We start from the raw sequence: 20,617 nt of genomic DNA on the forward strand, positions 1-20,617 counted from the left end.
CTACGGATGACGAAGTACTTCCGGGAAGCCGATTGGGAAACACGTGTCAGAGCAGGGGTCGCGCTAGACGTCAAAGTCCGATTCTCGGAGTGCGACCCGTACGGTCACATGAATAACACAATTCCGTTCATCTATTTCGAAGACGCGCGGATCGAGTTGCTTGAAGCGACAGGTTTTTCGTTGAAAGATGGATTTGTCGTCGTGGCAGATGCCCAGTGCGACTACGTTCGCCAAGTGATGCCACGGCAATCGATCGTGGTGTATGCCAATGTCTTGACGGTCGGAAACACTTCATGTGATATTCATTACGGGGCATATGATGGAGACCAGCTCATGTTTGCGGGGCGTACGAGCCTCGTGCACTTGTCGAAATCCGGTCGTCCGACCGAATGGACTCCAGAATATAAAAATCGCTTGCAGAATTTTTGCGAATCCGCTATCATTTGATAATGAGTTCACAAACAATTATTCTGCGGGTTCGCCTGTAGAATTGAAATTTGAAGGGAGACCTCACGTCATGGAAAAAACGTTCACAGTCGTTGCAGATTCAGGAATTCACGCTCGTCCAGCTACACAGTTGGTAAACACAGCTTCTAAATTCCAATCAGATATCAACCTTGAGTACAACGGTAAGACAGTAAACCTCAAGTCGATCATGGGTGTACTTTCACTCGGAATCGCAAAAGATTCTACAATCAAAATCACTGCAGCTGGTGACGATGCAGAAGAAGCGGTTAACACGCTTTCTGACATGCTCACAAGCGAAGGTCTTGCTCAGTAATTGAGCGACGGACGAGGCGGCCAATCGGCTACCTCGTCTTTTTTGTTTGTCACGAGACCGTTTCTTTTTCAGAATCGGCTTTTTTGGTAAGATAGATGGGAATGGAAGTGATGATCATGAAACGAGCGATTGGAGTACTCGATTCAGGAGTTGGCGGCTTGACTGTGGTCAAAGAACTGATGCGCCAACTACCGAAAGAAGAAATAATTTATATCGGCGACACGGAACGGTGCCCGTATGGCCCGCGCCCGCACGATGAGATTGAAGCCTATACGTGGGAACTGATCGAGTTCCTGTTAAGTAAGAACGTGAAGATGATTGTCATCGCCTGCAACACGGCGACCGCGGTCATCTTGAAAGAAGCGCGCAAACGCCTCAATATTCCGGTCATCGGTGTCATCGATCCGGGGGCACGAGCGGCCGTCAAAGGAACGCGCAATAAACATATCGGCGTCATCGGAACGAAGATGACGATTGAAAGCAACTCGTACGAGACGGCACTCCGGCACGTGGCCGGCGAGATCGATGTATATTCGCTCGCCTGTCCGCCGTTCGTCCCGCTCGTCGAAGCCGGCGAACTTGATGGGGACCGCGTCCGCGACATCGTCGCTGAAACGATTCGTCCGCTTCAGTCTTCCGAGATGGACACGCTCATCCTCGGCTGTACGCACTATCCGCTGCTCGCACCGGTCATTCAAGACGCCGTCGGACCCGACGTCCATTTGATCTCGTCCGGTGACGAGACGGCGCTCGAAGTAGCGGCCATCCTTGACTTTAAAGAGCTCGAGAACGATTTGGATACGGTCCCGGTGCACCAGTTTTATGCGACCGGGGATGTCGTCATCTTTGACCGTTTGGCGACAGAATGGCTCGGTCAACCCGTGAGAGCGGAGAAAGTAGAGGTGTCCGGTGTCGATGCGTAACGAAAGACAACATGACGAGCTCCGGCCCGTCGAGATCGTTCCCCATGTGAATAAACATGCGGAAGGGTCGGTCCTCATCTCAATCGGGGACACGAAAGTCATCTGCACGGCCACCGTCGAAGAACGCGTCCCGAACTTCTTGCGCGGCAAGAAGCAAGGCTGGATCAACGCCGAGTACGCCATGCTTCCGCGTGCGACCGGTAACCGCACGGTCCGCGAATCGGTCCGCGGCAAACAGTCGGGCCGGACGATGGAGATTCAACGGTTGATTTCGCGGTCGCTCCGTTCGGTCGTCGATTTGGAACGGCTCGGTGAACGGACGATTTGGATCGACTGTGACGTCATCCAAGCGGACGGGGGCACCCGCACGGCCTCGATCACAGGCGGCTTCTGCGCGCTCGTCCTCGCGGTCGACGCGCTCATCCGGCAAGGCAAGCTCGACGACACGCCGATCAAAGAAGGCGTCGCTGCCATCTCGGTCGGACGGACCGACGAATTGCTCCTCGACTTGAACTACGAAGAAGATGCCGCGGCCGAGGTCGACATGAACGTCGTCATGACGGCGAGCGGACGTTTCGTCGAAGTGCAAGGGACAGGGGAAGAAGCGACGTTCACGTTGCTCGAGATGAACGAGATGCTCCACATGGCCCAAAGCGGGATCGAGACGCTGTTCAAAGCGGCCGAAGACGCACTCGGTGCCTCGTGGTGGTATGTCGGGGAACAATTGGAGGAAACAACATGAAACTGATCGTCGCAACACGCAATAAAGGAAAAGTCGCAGAAATTGAAGGAATGCTCACGCCGCTCGGATTCGAAGTCGAATCACTTCTTGATTATCCGGACGCACCAGAGACGGACGAAACTGGGACGACGTTTGAAGCGAACGCCGAGTTAAAGGCGACGGAGGCGGCCCGCTATTTCGGTCACGCCGTCCTCGCGGATGACTCTGGACTCGAAGTCGATGCGCTCGACGGGGCACCCGGTGTCCATTCGGCCCGTTTCGCCGGACCGGAGAAGTCGGATGAAGCGAACAACGCGCTTCTTCTCGAGAAGTTGAACGGAGCGACCGACCGAACGGCTCGTTTCATCTGTGCCCTCTGTCTCGCCAAACCAACAGGGGAGACATTGACGGTACGCGGTACGATCGAAGGGACGATCGGCTACGCGCCTCATGGGGAGAACGGGTTTGGTTACGACCCGCTCTTCATCGTTCCGTCACTTCACAAGACGGCAGCAGAACTTGAACGCGACGAAAAGGCGGCGGTCAGTCACCGCGGCCAAGCACTACGAAAGTTAGAGGCAGAAATTATTCCGTTTATGGAGGGGTGACCTGTATGCGTTTTCTCGTAGTCAGTGACAGTCACGGATTGACAGAAGAACTATCAATCATCTTCAACCGGCACGAACAAGAAATCGATGACGCGTTCCATTGTGGGGATTCCCAGCTCGCGCTCGTCGATGAACATCTGCTCCCATATCGTACGGTGCGCGGTAATTGCGACTTCGGCGGCGACCTTCCGCTCGAACGAATCGAGGAGACGGCTGAAGGGACGATTCTCATCGTCCACGGCCATCACCACGACGTGAAGTACGACTTGAACCGGTTGCGTTACCGGGCTGAAGAGGTCGGTGCGAACGTCGTCTTATTCGGCCACTCGCACGTCGCCGGAGCTGTGATTGAGGACGGGGTGCTTTACGTGAACCCGGGTTCGATTCGCATGCCGCGCGGACGGAGTGACAAGACGTATGTACTGATGGATCTCGAGAACGGACAGGCAACGGTCCGCTTTTATCGGTCAGAGGACGGTTCGGCCGTCGAAGATCTCGATGTGAGCGGAAAGCTGTGACGGAATGAAAAGAAGGAATTGACAGCAAACCATTTTTCTATTATAGTTTTCTTGTCAATGTCCCAATAGCTCAGCTGGATAGAGCAACGCCCTTCAAGACAAATAGGAGCCTTTATAGGGAAACAGAAACCTATAGAGTGGACGACACTATATCGGTGAAGCCTTAACAGATGATGCTGATGGTAATACCGAGGAAACTTATTTCCTTTCGGGGACAAGGTGGTTCGAAGGACTAAAGGTCATCCTTTAGAGGTAGAGCCATTGAAGGAGCAGTTTGCTCGTGAGGTTCCGTAGAGACTACACGTGTCGCACCTGAAATGGTGAAGATATAGTCCAGACTACAAACAACACACGTTGGTGGCGAAAGCCATGGTGGTAAGCTAAGGCGTCGGTCGGGGGTTCGAATCCCTCTTGGGACACTTCCATTTAAAATAGAGATAGCCTCCACGGAGGTTGTCTCTTTTTTCGTTTTTCGGGGTATTGATTGACAACGAATCGATTCCTAAAGGAAGATGGAGATGAATGGAAAGGGTGTGGGGAGATGGCAAAAGAGCAAGCGTACCCGTTTCCAGGGAACTGGTCGCGGCTTCAGAAGATGATTCAAGAGGCAGACACGGCCGGGGAACGGCAACGGGTCGAACCGATTCTGTGGGATTGGTACGAGGCAGTGCCCGGCGATCCATTTATTTTCATGGAAATATTCCAATGTCTGATGGAACGACCGGAAGAACCGGAGACGCTCGAGAAACTCGAAGAGCTCGTCACGACACAGATGACGGTGGCAGAAGAACCTGCAGCCGGCGGGCTTCAAATCGCCCAGTATTACATCATGCGTGACCAACCGTTCGAGGCGGCCCATTGGATCAACCTGTATCTCGAGTGGCAAGAAAAGACCGATCACGTCAACACGCAAGCACATCAAGTGCTCCAAGTGCTGAAGTTGACCGAGTTCCCGGCCGCGATCGCCAAAGTGAAGCGAATCCTTAACCGGGGCGGGATCGGCGAACAAATCGAGACGCTCGAACACGTCCATTTCAATATCGATGACGTCCTCGACAACGTCTTGAAAGAGCTTCTCGTCGCGGAACGGCCGAAGTTGATGAAGTTGATCGTGCTCCAAAAGGCGTTCGACGAGCTGCCGGTCATCGAATGGACCGACCTCGGGACGCGTCACCGATTGACGCATGACGAAGCGAAAATCCACACGGAAGCGTGGGAGACGATGGTCAACGGGTTGCAGCGAGCGGTATATGGTGACGAGATCGCGACGCAGCTGCTCATGAACTACATGTATACGCACTACCCGTTCACGCCTGAGGAAGCGTCTGCCGTGGAGACGGCGATCGCTCAAGCGAAAACGGCCATCCTGCAACATGAGGAAACGGACGGCCTCGCCGCCGAAATTCTTGAGGCGGACATGCGTTTCACCGAGGCGTTTCTAGACTAAATCCTTGTGTGCAGTCGTCGGATTTATGCTATAATACGGATTGTTGTACATTTTTGTACGTATAAACGAATTGTTGGAGGGACTTAGCATGACAGCAAAATGGGAAAAAACATCAGGTAGCCAAGGCGTACTCACGTACGAAGCACCTGCAGAAGCTTTTGATAAAGCAGTTGACGCCGCATTCAAAGATGTCGTCAAAACTTTGAACGTGCCTGGCTTCCGTAAAGGGAAATTGCCACGCCCAATGTTCAACAAAATGTACGGAGAAGAAGCACTCTATCAAGATGCGCTCGATATCCTCTACCGTGACACAGTTCAAGGTGCGGTCGAAGAAGCTGGTTTCGAACCAATCGCTCTCGAAAACATCGATGTAGACGGCACGCTCGAAAAAGGTCAACCTGTAACGTTCAAAGTAACGTTCGTTGTTGAGCCAGAAGCTGAGCTTGGCGAATACAAAGGTCTCGAGTACGAAGCTGTTGAAACAACAGTCACTGACGAAGAAGTTACAGCTGAACTTGACGCGCTTCAACAGCAAGGCGCAGAGCTTGCTGTCAAAGAAGGCGCAATCGAAAACGGCGATACAGCTGTCTTTGATTTCGCAGGTTTCGCTGACGGAGAGCAATTCGAAGGCGGCACGGCTGAAAACTACACACTCGAAATCGGTTCAGGCCAATTCATCCCTGGATTCGAAGAGCAAATGGTTGGCATGACGGCTGGCGAAGAAAAAGACGTTGAAGTAACATTCCCTGAAGAGTACCACGCTGACAACTTGGCGGGTAAACCAGCGACATTCAAAGTCAAACTTCACGAAGTCAAAGCGAAGCAAGTTCCTGAGCTCGACGACGAGTTCGCAAAAGACATCGACGAGTCAGTTTCATCACTCGACGAGTTGAAAGCGAAAATCCGTGAGCGCTTAGAGACTGCGAAGAAACAAGAAGCGGAAGGCACTATGCGCGACCAACTCGTCGAGCAAGCAACAGCTAACGCAACAATCGACGTACCTGCAGTACTCGTTGACCAAGAAGTAGACCGCATGGTTCAAGAGTTCGGCACACGTGTTTCTTCACAAGGAATCGACCTCAACATGTACTTCGAACTCACTGGTACTTCTGAAGAAGCGATGCGCGAAGAGATGAAAGAGCAAGCTGAAGAGCGCGTTAAAGCTCGTCTCGTCTTGAAAGCAATCGCTGAGAAAGAAGCGATCGAAGTGTCTGACGAAGATGCTGAGAAAGAACTCGAAGAAATGTCTAAACTTTACAACATCGCACCGGATCAACTCCGTACAATGCTCGCGCCACAAGGCGGAATCGAGACACTTAAAGGTGACCTCAAATTCCGTAAAGCGATCGACGTTCTCGTTGAAAACGGGAAAGCGAAGTAATCGGATGACAGAAGGACGGCTGCTCAGCAGTCGTCCTTTTTTTCGTCACGACACTTTGCATGTGTTTATCTTTGATGAAGTGATTTGTTCATGCTACAATTATTGCAACGCAGAGATGTAAATGTTTTTTCGAGAGTGCTTTGCACCTGAAAATACAAATAGGCGATTTATCGCACTTACATCCATTTTCATTCAGAAGGGGTGTACCGAATGTTCAAATTTAACGAGGAAAAGGGACAACTTAAATGCTCGTTTTGCGGGAAATCGCAAGAACAAGTCCGTAAACTAGTCGCCGGTCCTGGCGTATACATTTGTGACGAATGTATCGAGCTTTGCAATGAAATCGTTGAGGAAGAGCTCGGTGTCGAAGAAGAAGTAGAATTCAAAGACATTCCAAAACCACAAGAGATCCGTAACATCTTAGACGAGTATGTTATCGGTCAAGACCGGGCGAAACGTGCGCTTTCGGTAGCCGTCTACAACCACTATAAACGCATCAACGCCGGTGGCCGTTCTGATGATGTCGAACTTTCGAAATCGAACATCGTCATGATTGGACCAACTGGTAGCGGTAAGACGCTTCTCGCTCAAACGATGGCCCGCGTCTTGAACGTCCCATTCGCAATCGCGGATGCGACGAGCTTGACGGAAGCCGGTTACGTCGGGGAAGACGTCGAGAACATCTTGCTCAAGCTGATCCAATCGGCGGACTACGATGTCGAGAAGGCTGAAAAAGGGATCATCTATATCGATGAGATCGATAAGATTGCCCGTAAGTCGGAAAACCCATCGATCACGCGTGACGTATCTGGTGAAGGTGTCCAACAAGCACTTCTCAAAATCTTGGAAGGTACGGTCGCAAGCGTACCGCCGCAAGGTGGACGGAAGCATCCGCATCAAGAGTTCATCCAAATCGATACGACGAACATTTTGTTCATCGTCGGCGGCGCGTTCGCTGGCATCGAAGCGGTCGTCAAACGCCGTATCGGGAAAAAAGTTATCGGATTTGGGAACGACCAAGAAAACCGCGAGATGACGCAAGAAGACTTGCTCGCCCGCGCGCTTCCGGAAGACCTTCAGAAATTCGGATTGATTCCGGAGTTCATTGGTCGTCTACCGGTCATGGCGACGCTCACGACGCTTGACGAGGAAGCACTCGTCGAGATTTTGACGAAGCCGAAGAACGCCCTCGTTCGTCAGTACGAGAAAATGCTCGAACTCGACGATGTCGAACTCACGTTCACTGACGAGGCGTTGGTTGAAATCGCCAAGCTTGCGATCAAACGTAAGACAGGCGCACGCGGTCTCCGCTCGATTATCGAAGAAATGATGCTCGATGTGATGTTCACTGTCCCATCGCGCGACGATATCGAGAAAGTCATCATCACGGATGAAACGATTACGGGTCTTGCCGGTCCGAAATACGTGCTTCGCGATGGTACTGTCGAACAGACAGGCGACAATAAAGAGACAGCATAATTTTTAACGAAAAAGGCTCAAACACTCGGCACCTCCGAGTTTTGGGCCTTTTTGCACAGGAGGCGTTGTAATGGAACAGTTACCTATCCTTCCTTTGCGTGGAGTCGTCGTGTATCCGCTCATCGGCGTGACGATCGACGTAGGGCGTCCGCTCTCCCTGCGGGCACTCCTTGCCGCAAAGGAACACGAGACAGATTTGATTGTCGTGACACAAAAAGAGACAGGCAAAGAATCACCTGAACCGGAAGACTTATATGCGATCGGGACACGCGTCCATATCGCCAAGATGAGCGAGCTGTCGAACGAGACGGTCCGTGTTCGTCTTGTCGGGAAAGAGCGCGTCAAGATCAACTCGATTGAAGAGACGAAAGAAGGCTGGTTCGCCGACGTCGAGGCGCTTGACCTCGTCGAAGGGGAAGAAGTCGAACGGACGGCACTCGTGCGCCTATTGAAAGAACAGTTTGGCAAACTCGTCGGGACGATCAAAGGGTTGTCTCCGGACGAACGGCGCCGCTTTGAGATGTATGAGCGACTCGAGTCGTTGACCGATTATATCTCTTCGAAACTTGATGTCGACGTCGACATTCGCCAAGCGATGCTCGAAGAAGCCGACGCGGTCAAACGCGGCTTAGAGCTGCTCGAGATCATGACGCATGAAGTCGAAATCATCGAGCTCGAGCAAGAGTTGCGCGAACGGACGAAAAAGACGATTGAGCAGGCGCAGAAAGAGTATTATTTGCGCGAACAGATGAAAACGATTCAGCAAGAGCTCGGCGACCAGTCGCAAGAGTCTGAACCGAATCGTCTCCGTGAGAAGCTCGAGGCACTCGACTTGCCTGAGACGACACGGAAGAACGTCATGCGCGAAGCCGAACGGTTGAACGTCGTCCCGGCGACGTCACCGGAGTACGCGGTCATCCGCAACTATCTCGACTGGATTGCTTCGCTCCCATGGGGCATCGAGACGGAAGATAAACTCGACGTCAAGCATGCGGCCGACGTCCTAGACGACGACCACTACGGCCTCGAGTCGGTGAAAGATCGAATCCTCGAGTACTTGGCCGTCCGCCAATTGACGAACTCGCTCCGTGGACCGATCCTTTGTCTCGCCGGACCTCCAGGGGTCGGGAAGACGTCGCTCGCCCGGTCGATCGCGTCGGCGCTTGAGCGTCACTTCGTCCGCGTCTCGCTCGGCGGGGTGCGCGATGAAGCTGAGATTCGAGGACACCGTCGCACGTACATCGGGGCGATGCCAGGCCGTATCATCCGCGGCTTGAAGCAGGCCGAAAGCAAAAACCCGGTCTTCTTGCTCGACGAGATCGACAAGATGGCGTCAGATTTCCGGGGCGACCCGGCGTCGGCCATGCTCGAAGTGCTCGACCCGGAACAAAACGTCTCGTTCTCGGACCACTATATTGAAGAACCGTTCGACTTATCGAACGTGCTCTTCATCGCGACGGCGAACGACGTCTCGCAAATCCCGGCTCCGCTACTCGACCGGATGGAACTCATCCAAATCGGCGGCTACACGGAACTCGAGAAAGTCGAGATTGCCAAACGTCACTTGGTGCCGAAGCAGTATAAAGAACACGGCTTGAAAAAGAGCCAGCTCACGATCAAAGAAGACGCGCTTTACGAGGTCGTCCGCCGTTACACGCGTGAGGCCGGCGTCCGTAACTTGGAACGCGTCATCGGTTCGCTTTGCCGGAAAGCGGCGAAGCAAATCGCGATCGGCGAGAAAAAACGCGTCACGGTCTCGTTGAAGAGCCTCGGCGACTACCTCGGGAAACCGAAGTACCGCTACGGCAAAGGCGAGACGGAAGACTCAATCGGAGCCGTCACTGGACTCGCCTACACGGCGTTCGGGGGCGACACGCTCACGATCGAAGTGGCACTCGCACCTGGTAAGGGCAAGCTCCAGTTGACCGGGAAACTCGGTGACGTCATGCAAGAGTCGGCGCAGACGGCGTATAGCTATGTCCGTTCGAACGCGGAACGGTTCGGGATTGACCCGACGTTCTACGAGCGCCAAGACGTGCATATCCACGTCCCAGAAGGTGCCGTTCCGAAAGACGGTCCATCGGCCGGTATCACCATCGCGACGGCGCTCATCTCGGCATTGACCGGTAAGAAAGTCCGCCGTGATATCGGCATGACCGGAGAGATCACGCTCCGAGGCCGCGTCCTGCCGATCGGTGGATTGAAAGAGAAAGCGCTCGCCGCACACCGCGCCGGTTTGACGACCATCGTCATCCCGAAAGACAACGAGCGGGACATCGATGACATTCAAGATACCGTCCGTGAGAAATTGACGTTCGTCCCGGTCACGACGCTCGATCAAGTATTAGAAGTAGCATTTGGAGGAAATTAAATAATGAAAATCACTAAAGCAGAATTTGTCACGAGTGCCGTCGCACCGGACCATTATCCGATTCACGAGTTGCCGGAAGTCGCACTCGCTGGACGTTCGAACGTCGGGAAATCGTCGTTCATCAACAAGATTTGTCAGCGGAAAGCACTCGCGCGCACGTCTTCAAAGCCAGGGAAGACGCAGACGCTGAACTTCTTCAACATCAACGATGAAATCATGTTCGTCGACGTGCCGGGCTATGGCTACGCGAAAGTCTCAAAGACGGAGCGGGAGAAGTGGGGCATCATGATGGAGCAATATTTGACGTCACAGAGCGCGCTTCGCGGCGTCGTCCTGTTGGTCGATATCCGTCATGAGCCGTCAAGTGACGACGTGACGATGTACAACTTCTTGAAGCATTACGAGATTCCGGTCATCGTCGTGGCAACGAAGCTCGATAAAATCAAAAAAGCGCAGCGTCAAAAACATGAAGCGGCCGTCAAACGCAAGCTTCAATTTGAATCGACTGACCGGTTCGTCGCGTTCTCGGCGGAGACGGCAGAAGGCAAAGACGAAGCGTGGAAAGCGATTTACGATTTATTGACACGCGAAGAAGATTGACCGAAGACGAGGGCAACCCCTCGTCTTTTTTGTTTTCAGGGTTACGAGAGCGGGTAATTATCGTATAATTGTCCTAATTACATAAGACAAGAGAATAGAGAACGAGGTGGAAAGATGCAAATCATGTTTCAAAACAAATGGTACCGCTTCTTATTTTGGACGCTGACGATTTTCTTGGTCATCTGGGTCGGGACGGAGATTTCTTTCGTGTTCGAACCGATTCAAGTCATTTTGGCGCTCGTCACGGTACCACTCATCATTGCTGGACTTTTCTATTATTTCTTAGTCGGGATTGTCGACTTCTTAGAAAAACGGATGGACGGCAAACGTCCGCTCGCCGTCGGCATCACGCTCGGCGGACTCGTGCTGATTTTTACGCTCGTCTTCAGCATCCTCGGACCGGTGCTCGCGGAACAGGTGACGTCGCTCGTCAACGCGATGCCGAGTATCGCCAAGGAGTTGCAAGTACAGGCGTTCGCCGTCCGTGACTCGCTCATGCAAAACGAGTTCTTGTCACGCTTTATCGCCGAGAATGACGATATGTTCACCGACTTCACGAATAATGTGACGTCGTATCTCGGAGACGTCTTCGGGAATGTCGCTTCATCGTTCGGTCGTCTTGTCGGTTTCATCACGTCGGCCGTCATTACGATCGTCGTCATCCCGTTCATGCTTTTGTACATGCTCCTTGACGGGAAACGTCTTCCAGACTCGATCGTGAAATTGTTGCCGTCGAGCTACGAGACGGAGATTCGTAAAATCTTGCATGACATGCATACGACGGTTAAAAACTACGTCCATGCCCAGTTGATCGTGGCGTTCTTCGTCGGGATCACGTCGCTCATCGGGCTATGGATCATTGGACTCGACTATGCCATCTTGCTCGCGCTCTTCATGATGGTGACGAACATCATCCCGTACGTTGGACCGTTCCTCGGTGCGGCACCGGCTGTCGTCGTCGCTTTCATCCAAGACCCGATCAAAGTGCTCTGGGTCATCGTCGTCATCATCATCGTTCAACAAATCGAATCGAACGTCATCTCGCCGCTCATCCAAGGCAAGTCGCTCAAGGTGCATCCACTGACGATTATCATCGTCTTGCTCGTCGCCGGAAACTTGGCCGGGATTATCGGGATGCTCATCGCGGTGCCGTTCTATGCGGTGGCGAAAGTCGTCGTTCAAAACATCGTCCGGATTTACAAGCTGAGGGAGCGAAAACATTACCTCGAAGCGGAAGAGGAAGATGAGAAACCAGAGAGTCAAATCATCACCGATCCGTCGTCTCTGAAATGATTAAACAAGTAGAAATGGTCTCCATGTCCGTTTCTACTTTTTTCTGTCACAAAAAGTTCTTAAATTATTTCACAAAAATCGAACAGAAGATTATAGTTCCTAAATAAAAATTGTTATAATGTACGGTAGAGATGTGAAAAAGAAGAGACAACCGTCGGTGGATTTTGGATGAGGGGAAGAGGTACATGCATATTGTCGTCGTTGGACTAAATAACAAGACAGCCCCTGTCGCGATTCGGGAGCAGTTCTCGTTTGGGGAGCAAGAAATCGTGGACGCGATGATTGCACTTCGCGAAGAGAAGAGCATATTTGAATCGGTTATTTTGTCGACTTGTAACCGGACGGAGCTATACGTCGTCACAGACCAGCTCCACACCGGACGTTATTATACAAAACGCTTTTTAGCGAACTGGTTTGATTTAGAGATGGACCAATTCACCCCTTATTTATCGATTCGTGAAGGAGAAGAGGCAATTCGCCACTTGTTCCGTGTCACGTCTGGACTCGATTCGATGATCATTGGGGAAACACAAATTTTAGGACAAGTGAAATCAAGCTTCTTCCGCGCCCAAGAGAACGGAACGACGGGAACGGTGTTCAATAAACTGTTCAAAGAGGCCGTGACGCTCGCCAAACGCGCCCATACCGACACACAAATTGGGGAAATGTCGGTATCGGTCAGCTCGGCAGCGGTCACGCTCGCTCAAGGGATGTACAACCGTCTCGATGACAAACAAGTCGTCGTCGTCGGTGCCGGTGAGACGGGCGAGTTGACGACGCTCAACTTGTTCGAGGCCGGTGCGAAACAGATTGCCGTCTTTAACCGGACCGAGAGCAAAGCAAAAGCGGTCGCCGACAAGTTCCAAGGCCGGGCCCACTCGATCCGTGAGATCGCCTGTGGGTTGCTCGACGCCGATATTTTGATCAGTTCGACCGGCGCCAAAGAAGCGGTCATCGGCTATGACGATGTCGCCGCCGCACAACTGCTTCGCCGTGAACGTCCACTGTTATTAATCGACATTGCCGTGCCGCGAGATATCGATCCAGCGGTCCGGGCGCTTCCGGGCGTCCATTTGTTCGATGTGGATGACTTGAACGGGATCGTCAACAAAAACTTGGCGGCCCGTCTCGTCGAAGCGGAGAAGATTGAAATCAAAATCGACGAAGCGATTCAAGAGTTCCAAACGTGGCTCGTCACACTCGGTGTCGTCCCGATCATGAACGAGTTGCGCGCCCGCGCCCTCACTGTTCAAGAAGAGACGATGGAAAGCCTCGAGCGTAAGCTTGACCATCTATCGGACCGGGATAAAAAAGTCATCGGCAAACATATGAAGTCGATCATCAACCAGATGCTTCGTGAACCGATCGACTACATCAAAGACGCCGCGGCGCAACCGGATGCGAACACACGTATCAACCAGTTCGTCGAGACGTTCGGCCTTGATGTCGACGTCCCTGACGTCGAGCCGGAAATGGAAGAGACAGAAGCGATGTCAGCGAAAGCACCACTCCGCGCTTTGATGCGCTAATACAAAATCAAAAAAGGCGGCGGATCTCGTCGCCTTTTTCTATGAAGGGGATATGGACTATGCGTAAAATTATCGTCGGCTCACGCCGTTCACAACTTGCGATGACACAGACGAAATGGGTCATCGAGCAATTGAAGAAAGCCGGGGCTCAAAACGAGTTCGAGATTAAGGAGATCGTGACGAAAGGCGACCAAATCGTCGATGTCCAGTTATCGAAAGTCGGCGGCAAAGGGTTGTTCGTCAAAGAGATCCAGCAACAAATGATTGCCGGGGAAATTGATTTCGCCGTCCACAGCATGAAAGACGTGCCGGCCGAGTTGCCGGAAGAGCTCTTTATCAGCTGCATGCCGAAACGCGTCGACGCCCGTGATGTGCTCATCTGCGAGAACGGCTATACGCTCGAGACGCTCCCGGAAGGTGCCGTCATCGGGACGAGCTCACTTCGTCGCGGTGCGCAGATGCTCGCCGCACGCCCGGACTTCGAGATTCAATGGATCCGCGGCAACATCGACACACGCCTCAAAAAACTTGAGACGGAAAACTTCAACGCCATCTTGCTCGCCAAAGCCGGGCTCGAACGCATGGGTTGGACGGACCGCGTCGACTTCGAAGCGCTTGACGCTGACATGATGGTCCCGGCGGTCGGTCAAGGCGTGCTCGCCATCGAAAGCCGGAAAGACGACGCTGAAGTGACGAACGTCTTGCAACTCCTGCATGACGACGTGACGGCGAAAGCGGCGACGGCAGAGCGGACGTTCCTCAAGGCGATCGAAGGAAGTTGCCACGTGCCGGTCGGCGGTTATGCGACGGTCAACGGGGACGACGTGACACTGACAGGCCTCATCGCCTCGGTCGACGGCAAAGAAGTGCTCCGCGTGACGAAGACGTCGTCTGACGCGGTCGCACTCGGGAACGAGGTAGCAGACGATCTTCTCGGACGCGGCGGGCGCGAAATTCTCGCCTCGGTCAATGCGTGACGTCTGGTACACAGGGACAAAACGACTGACCGCTTCGCAGCGAGCCCGACTCGCCGCGAGCGGTCTTTCCGTGCATCACGTCCCGCTCATCGAGACGAGATTGACACATCGCGAGATGCCGATTCACCGGTTCGATTGGCTCGTCGTGACGAGTCAAACGGCGGTACCGGCGCTCCGTGACGTCCCGCGCGACGTCCGGGTCGCGGCCGTCGGGGAAAAGACGAAACAAGCACTCGAGGGCGAGGGCTTCACCGTCGCACTCATGCCGAAGACGTTCACGGGCGAGGCGCTGTTCCGCGACCTCGCGGACGTCGTAACAGCAGGCGAGGTCGTCTTGTTCGCCCGGGGCGACTTGGCGAACACGGACCACATGAAGCAACTCGAAAACGTCCACGACTGGGTCGTCTATGAGACGATCGGCCGTGAACTGACAGAGACGGAAGTCGAGGCGCTCGAGAACGTAGACGCGCTCCTCGTCCTCAGTCCGTCCGCCGTCCAGGCGATCACACCGTACCTTGAACACTTCCACGGGACGTGGTACGCCATCGGTGAAGTGACCGAGCGCGCCGTCCGGGAAGTGTCGACATTACCGGTCCGAGTGCCTGAGTGTTATACTATGGATGCATTAATACAGTGTATAGGGGAGGATTTTTCATGAACCAGTTCGACCGTCACCGTCGCCTTCGTTCATCGAAGTCGATGCGTGCACTCGTACGTGAAAACCATGTTCGGAAAGAAGATTTGATTTACCCGCTCTTCATCATCGAAGGGACAGATATTAAACGTGAAGTCAGCTCGATGCCTGGCGTCTTCAACTTCTCGCTCGACCGTCTCGAGGACGAGATCAAGGAGATCGTCGACCTCGGCATTCAATCAGTGCTCTTGTTCGGCGTGCCGGAACATAAAGACCCGGAAGGTACGGAAGCGTATCATGACCACGGCATCGTCCAAGAAGCGATCCGTAAAGTGAAAGAGTGGGCGCCACAGCTCACGGTCATCGCGGACACATGCCTATGTGAATACACGTCGACGGGCCACTGCGGTATCGTGAAGAACGGTGACGTCGACAACGACGCGTCGCTACCGCTTCACGTCCAGACGGCGATCACGCAAGCGCAAGCAGGCGCTGACATCATCGCACCGAGCTCGATGATGGACGGCTTCGTCGCCGCCATCCGTGAAGGGCTCGACCAAAACGGATTCAACCATATCCCAATTATGAGTTACGGCGTCAAGTACGCATCGGCGTACTACGGACCGTTCCGTGACGCAGCCCAATCGGCACCTGGTGAAGGTGACCGCAAAGGCTATCAGATGGACCCGGCCAACCGCCGTGAAGCGTTCCGTGAATCCCAATCGGATGTCGAGCAAGGCGCCGACTTCATGATCGTCAAACCGGCGCTCGCGTTCATGGACATCATCCGTGACATGCGCGACTCGCTCGATATGCCGATCGTGGCGTATAACGTGAGCGGAGAGTACGCCATGGTCAAAGCGGCTGCTTTGAACGACTGGGTCGATGAACAACGGATCGTCATGGAGACGATGGTCGGCTTCAAACGGGCCGGTGCGGACCTCATCGTCACGTATTTCGCAAAAGACGTCTGTCGCTATTTGGAAGGAGACTATTCATGACCTACAAACAAACACGCTCAGAAGCGGCGTTCGAACAAGCACGTCCGCTCATGCCGGGCGGGGTGAACAGCCCGGTCCGTGCCTATAAATCAGTCGGCATGACGCCAATCTTCGCTGAACGCGGTGAAGGATCACGCGTCTACGACATCGATGGCAACGAATATATCGATTACGTCCTCTCATGGGGACCACTCATCCTCGGCCACCGTGACCAGGTCGTCACGAAGGCGATTCAAGAGCAAGCCGAGAAAGGCTGGACGTTCGGGACGCCGACCGAGCTTGAGACGAAAATGGCCGAGCTCGTCATCGAGCGCGTCCCATCGATCGAGATGGTGCGCATGGTCAACTCGGGTACGGAAGCGACGATGGCGGCACTTCGCCTCGCACGCGGCTACACGGGCAAGACGAAAATCTTGAAGTTCGAAGGCTGCTACCACGGTCACGGCGACTCGCTCCTCATCAAGGCCGGTTCGGGCGTCGCGACGCTCGGTCTCCCGGACTCACCGGGCGTGCCGAAAGACTTGGCGAGCCAGACGCTCACGGTGCCGTACAACGACTTGGATGCCCTCCGCGTCGCGTTCGAGAAGTTCGGCGACGACATCGCTGGGGTCATCGTCGAACCGGCGGCCGGCAACATGGGCTTCGTGCCACCGCAACCTGGATTCCTTGAAGGACTCCGCGAGATCACGGAACAATACGGCGCGCTCCTCATCTTTGACGAGGTCATGACCGGGTTCCGGGTCGGCTACAACTGTGCCCAAGGTTACTTCGGCGTGACGCCGGATTTGACGTGCCTCGGAAAAGTCATCGGCGGCGGCCTTCCGGTCGGTGCCTATGGCGGGAAACGCGAGATCATGGAAAAAATCGCGCCGCAAGGACCGATTTACCAGGCGGGGACGCTCTCGGGGAACCCGCTCGCGATGATCGCCGGCTACACGACGCTGTCGCAACTCAAGCCTGAGCACTACGCCGAGTTCGAACGCAAAGCGGACCGTCTCGCCGAAGGCTACACGAAAGCGGCCGAAAAGTATAACATCCCGCACGACACAAACCGGGCCGGATCGATGTTCGGATTCTTCTTCACGAACGAGAAAGTAACGAACTTCGAGAAGGCGAAGACGGCGAACCTCGACTTGTTCCGCGCTTACTATCAGAAGATGGCGGCGCGCGGCGTGTTCTTGCCACCGTCACAGTTCGAAGGCTTATTCCTCTCGACCGTGCACACGGACGAAGACATCGACTTGACGCTCGCAGCGGTCGACGCGACGTTCAAAGAGCTGCAACAAGAGTTTTCATTGTAATCTTGACGGAAACATCTTCTGTCGCTACAATTGTTTAACAGATACGATTAAAAGCTACGATGAGGAATAGTACGCAATCGACATCCTTTTTCAGAGACGCGGCCACTTGGTGCGAGGCCGCGAAGGATGGTGCGGAAGTCGCCTCGGAGCTGACCTTTTGAACGAAGTAGGAAGGTCCGGTCCATCGACCGTTATTCGATTTTGAGGGCGCCACCTGTTGGCGAACTAAGGTGGTACCGCGGAAGATACGGCTTCTTTCGTCCTTAGCGTTAAGGACGAGAGTAGCCGTTTTTTTGTCCACATTATTAGAGGAGGTTGGGCATATGGCCAACGAGACAAACGAAATCACCATGCCGACGAAGTACGATCCAAGTGCGACGGAAGCGAAATGGTATGACTACTGGTTAGAGAACGACGTATTCAAAGCAGACGAGGACGATTCAAAACAGCCGTACACGATCGTCATCCCGCCACCGAACGTAACAGGGAAACTTCACCTCGGACACGCATGGGACACGACGCTCCAAGACTTATTGACGCGCCTCAAGCGTATGCAAGGCTATGACGTCCTCTGGCTCCCAGGGATGGATCACGCCGGTATCGCGACGCAAGCGAAAGTCGAACAGAAACTCCGTGAAGACGGCATCATGCGTTACGACCTCGGACGCGAGAAGTTCCTCGAGAAGACGTGGGAATGGAAAGACGAGTACGCGGACACAATCCGTGCCCAGTGGTCAAAACTTGGTCTCGGTCTCGACTACTCACGTGAGCGTTTCACGCTCGACGAAGGACTCTCGAAAGCGGTCCAAGAAGTATTCGTCCGTCTCTATGAGAAGGGCTTGATTTACCGTGGCGAGTATATCGTCAACTGGGACCCGGCGCAAAAGACAGCCGTCTCGGATATCGAAGTTATCTATCAAGAAGTCGAAGGCGCATTCTACCACATGAAGTATCCGCTCGCTGACGGCTCAGGCCACATCGAGATCGCGACGACGCGTCCAGAGACGATGCTCGGCGATACGGCCGTTGCCGTCAACCCGAAAGATGAGCGTTACGCGCACCTCGTCGGCAAGACGATCATGCTTCCGGTCATGAACCGTGAGATCCCGATCGTTGCCGACGACTACGTCGACATGGAGTTCGGTACAGGTTGCGTCAAGATCACACCGGCGCACGACCCGAACGACTTTGAGATCGGGAACCGCCACGAGCTCCCGCGCATCCTCGTCATGGATGAAGGCGGCAAGATGAACGAGAACGCCGGCAAGTACGAAGGGCTCGACCGCTTCGAATGCCGCAAGCAACTCGTGAAAGATTTGGAAGCGGACGGCACGCTCGTCAAGATCGAGCCGCACACGCACTCGGTCGGCCACTCGGAACGTTCAGGCGCAGTCATCGAGCCGTATCTTTCGAAACAGTGGTTCGTCGACATGGAGCCGCTCGCGAAAGCAGCGCTCGAAGCTCAAGGACATGACGATACGAAAGTCAACTTCGTCCCAGAGCGGTTCGAAGGCACATACCTCCGTTGGATGGAGAACATCCGCGATTGGTGTATCAGCCGTCAACTCTGGTGGGGCCACCGCATCCCGGCTTGGTACCACAACGAGACAGGAGAGATCTATGTAGGGAAAGAAGCACCGGTTGACAGTGAGAACTGGCACCAAGACGAAGACGTGCTCGACACATGGTTCTCGTCAGCGCTCTGGCCGTTCTCGACGATGGGCTGGCCGGACACGGACTCAGCAGACTTCAAACGTTACTTCCCGACGAGCGCGCTCGTCACGGGTTACGACATCATCTTCTTCTGGGTATCGCGCATGATCTTCCAATCGCTCGAGTTCACTGGGAAGCAGCCGTTCAACGACGTGCTCATCCACGGTCTCATCCGCGACTCGGAAGGCCGCAAAATGTCGAAATCGCTCGGAAACGGCGTCGACCCGATGGAAGTCATCGACCAATACGGCGCGGACTCGCTCCGCTGGTTCCTCCTTACAGGATCGACACCAGGGAACGACCTTCGCTTCTATTGGGAGAAGATCGAATCGACATGGAACTTCGCGAACAAGATTTGGAACGCGAGCCGTTTCGCCCTCATGAACATGGACGGCATGAAGTATGAGGATATCGATTTGTCAGGTGAGAAGACGCTCGCCGACAAGTGGATTCTCACACGCTTGAACGACACGATCGACCAAGTGACGCGTCTCGTCGACAAGTATGAGTTCGGCGAAGCCGGCCGTTACTTGTACAACTTCATCTGGGAAGAGTTCTGTAACTGGTACATCGAGATGGCGAAACTCACGCTCTACGGTGAGGACGAGGCGGCGAAAGCGACGACGCGTTCTGTGCTCGCCTACACGCTCGACTCGATCATGCGTCTCATGCATCCGTTCATGCCGTTCCTCACAGAGGAAATCTGGCAGCACTTGCCGCACGAAGGCGACTCGATCGTCCGTGCGAGCTACCCGACACGTCGCGACGAGCTCCACTTCGCGGACTCGGTACCAGCGTTCGAAGCGGTCATGAACGTCATCCGTTCGGTCCGTAACATCCGTTCGGAAGTGAACGCCCCGATGTCGAAACCGATTCAGCTCTTCATCGCGACAAGTGACGACACGACACAAGGTTACTTGAGCGAAAACGAAGCGACGATCGGCAAGTTCACGAACGCGACCGAGCTCGAAATCGGACGCGGCTTGGCGGCTCCTGATAAGTCGATGTCGGCCATCATGACGGGTGCGGAGTTGTTCATCCCGCTCGCCGACCTCATCAACTTTGAGGAAGAAATCGCCCGTCTTGAAAAAGAAGTGGCGAAGTACGAGAAGGAAGTCGAGCGCGTTCAGAAGAAACTCGGCAACCCAGGCTTCACTGGCAAGGCACCGGCTCACGTCATCGACGAAGAGAAGGCGAAAGAGAAAGACTACCTCGACAAGCGTGACGCAGTCCGTGCCCGTTTGGAAGAGTTGCGTAAATAATGAATCAACCTTCTTTGGAGACTTGTTCTCCGAAGAAGGTTTTTTTGTCGTTTGGTGGAATTTAGGAGAGGAGACGAT

At 54.0% G+C, this 20,617-nt stretch carries 18 protein-coding genes and 1 other annotated feature; all 18 genes read left to right on the top strand.

Annotation, left to right across the window (positions count from 1 at the left end; translation table 11 throughout):
• Positions 1-6: 6 nt before the first annotated feature.
• The 18 genes from KNP74_RS05555 to KNP74_RS05640 all read left to right on the top strand — a co-directional run bounded on the left by KNP74_RS05555 (position 7) and on the right by KNP74_RS05640 (position 20,539).
• Positions 7-447, top strand: coding sequence for an acyl-CoA thioesterase (locus KNP74_RS05555; protein WP_034776794.1), 441 nt, complete (start codon positions 7-9; stop codon positions 445-447).
• A gap of 70 nt (positions 448-517) precedes the next feature.
• Entirely contained in the window at positions 518-781 is a 264-nt protein-coding gene (locus tag KNP74_RS05560) for a phosphocarrier protein HPr (protein ID WP_021066838.1), read from the top strand.
• A gap of 116 nt (positions 782-897) precedes the next feature.
• Positions 898-1,704 (top strand): glutamate racemase, encoded by an 807-nt coding sequence (racE, locus tag KNP74_RS05565; protein WP_305827523.1) that lies wholly within the window; start codon positions 898-900, stop codon positions 1,702-1,704.
• Positions 1,697-2,446 carry a ribonuclease PH gene (gene rph / locus KNP74_RS05570; protein ID WP_034776797.1) on the top strand — a complete coding sequence of 250 codons (750 nt, stop codon included), beginning with the start codon at positions 1,697-1,699 and terminating at the stop codon, positions 2,444-2,446. Before racE ends, rph begins: the two co-directional genes overlap by 8 nt.
• Complete coding sequence (locus KNP74_RS05575; protein WP_034776799.1) at positions 2,443-3,033, top strand: XTP/dITP diphosphatase; 591 nt, start codon at positions 2,443-2,445, stop codon at positions 3,031-3,033. The genes rph and KNP74_RS05575 overlap by 4 nt, the downstream gene beginning before the upstream one ends.
• Positions 3,034-3,038: 5 nt before the next feature.
• Positions 3,039-3,551, top strand: coding sequence for a metallophosphoesterase family protein (locus KNP74_RS05580; protein WP_034776800.1), 513 nt, complete (start codon positions 3,039-3,041; stop codon positions 3,549-3,551).
• Between the two features lie 541 nt (positions 3,552-4,092).
• On the top strand, positions 4,093-4,998 hold the full coding sequence (locus KNP74_RS05585; RefSeq protein ID WP_214763777.1) for a hypothetical protein: 906 nt from the start codon (positions 4,093-4,095) through the stop codon (positions 4,996-4,998).
• Positions 4,999-5,086: 88 nt separating this feature from the next.
• Positions 5,087-6,379 carry a trigger factor gene (tig, locus tag KNP74_RS05590; RefSeq protein WP_034776805.1) on the top strand — a complete coding sequence of 431 codons (1,293 nt, stop codon included), beginning with the start codon at positions 5,087-5,089 and terminating at the stop codon, positions 6,377-6,379.
• A gap of 210 nt (positions 6,380-6,589) precedes the next feature.
• On the top strand, positions 6,590-7,858 hold the full coding sequence (gene clpX, locus KNP74_RS05595) for an ATP-dependent protease ATP-binding subunit ClpX (protein ID WP_034776808.1): 1,269 nt from the start codon (positions 6,590-6,592) through the stop codon (positions 7,856-7,858).
• A 70-nt stretch (positions 7,859-7,928) separates the two neighbouring features.
• On the top strand, positions 7,929-10,229 hold the full coding sequence (gene lon, locus KNP74_RS05600) for an endopeptidase La (protein ID WP_138859765.1): 2,301 nt from the start codon (positions 7,929-7,931) through the stop codon (positions 10,227-10,229).
• 3 nt (positions 10,230-10,232) lie between these two features.
• Positions 10,233-10,829: a ribosome biogenesis GTP-binding protein YihA/YsxC gene (yihA, locus tag KNP74_RS05605; protein ID WP_021066847.1), complete on the top strand. Its 597-nt coding sequence runs from the start codon at positions 10,233-10,235 to the stop codon at positions 10,827-10,829.
• A 114-nt stretch (positions 10,830-10,943) separates the two neighbouring features.
• Positions 10,944-12,122, top strand: coding sequence for an AI-2E family transporter (locus KNP74_RS05610; RefSeq protein ID WP_214763779.1), 1,179 nt, complete (start codon positions 10,944-10,946; stop codon positions 12,120-12,122).
• Positions 12,123-12,307: 185 nt separating this feature from the next.
• Positions 12,308-13,651 (top strand): glutamyl-tRNA reductase, encoded by a 1,344-nt coding sequence (gene hemA, locus KNP74_RS05615; RefSeq protein WP_138859763.1) that lies wholly within the window; start codon positions 12,308-12,310, stop codon positions 13,649-13,651.
• A gap of 59 nt (positions 13,652-13,710) precedes the next feature.
• Positions 13,711-14,628, top strand: a complete 918-nt coding sequence (gene hemC / locus KNP74_RS05620; RefSeq protein ID WP_214710479.1) for a hydroxymethylbilane synthase — start codon at positions 13,711-13,713, stop codon at positions 14,626-14,628.
• Positions 14,621-15,286, top strand: coding sequence for a uroporphyrinogen-III synthase (locus tag KNP74_RS05625; protein ID WP_214763782.1), 666 nt, complete (start codon positions 14,621-14,623; stop codon positions 15,284-15,286). Before hemC ends, KNP74_RS05625 begins: the two co-directional genes overlap by 8 nt.
• Positions 15,283-16,263 (top strand): porphobilinogen synthase, encoded by a 981-nt coding sequence (hemB, locus tag KNP74_RS05630; RefSeq protein ID WP_034776821.1) that lies wholly within the window; start codon positions 15,283-15,285, stop codon positions 16,261-16,263. The genes KNP74_RS05625 and hemB overlap by 4 nt, the downstream gene beginning before the upstream one ends.
• Positions 16,260-17,564 carry a glutamate-1-semialdehyde 2,1-aminomutase gene (gene hemL / locus KNP74_RS05635; RefSeq protein WP_214763785.1) on the top strand — a complete coding sequence of 435 codons (1,305 nt, stop codon included), beginning with the start codon at positions 16,260-16,262 and terminating at the stop codon, positions 17,562-17,564. Before hemB ends, hemL begins: the two co-directional genes overlap by 4 nt.
• A gap of 47 nt (positions 17,565-17,611) precedes the next feature.
• Positions 17,612-17,832, top strand: a binding site (T-box leader).
• Between the two features lie 55 nt (positions 17,833-17,887).
• Positions 17,888-20,539 carry a valine--tRNA ligase gene (locus KNP74_RS05640; RefSeq protein ID WP_214763787.1) on the top strand — a complete coding sequence of 884 codons (2,652 nt, stop codon included), beginning with the start codon at positions 17,888-17,890 and terminating at the stop codon, positions 20,537-20,539.
• Positions 20,540-20,617: the final 78 nt, after the last annotated feature.

This window comes from Exiguobacterium sp. s141, from assembly GCF_018618085.1.
GTDB lineage: Bacteria > Bacillota > Bacilli > Exiguobacteriales > Exiguobacteriaceae > Exiguobacterium > Exiguobacterium mexicanum_A.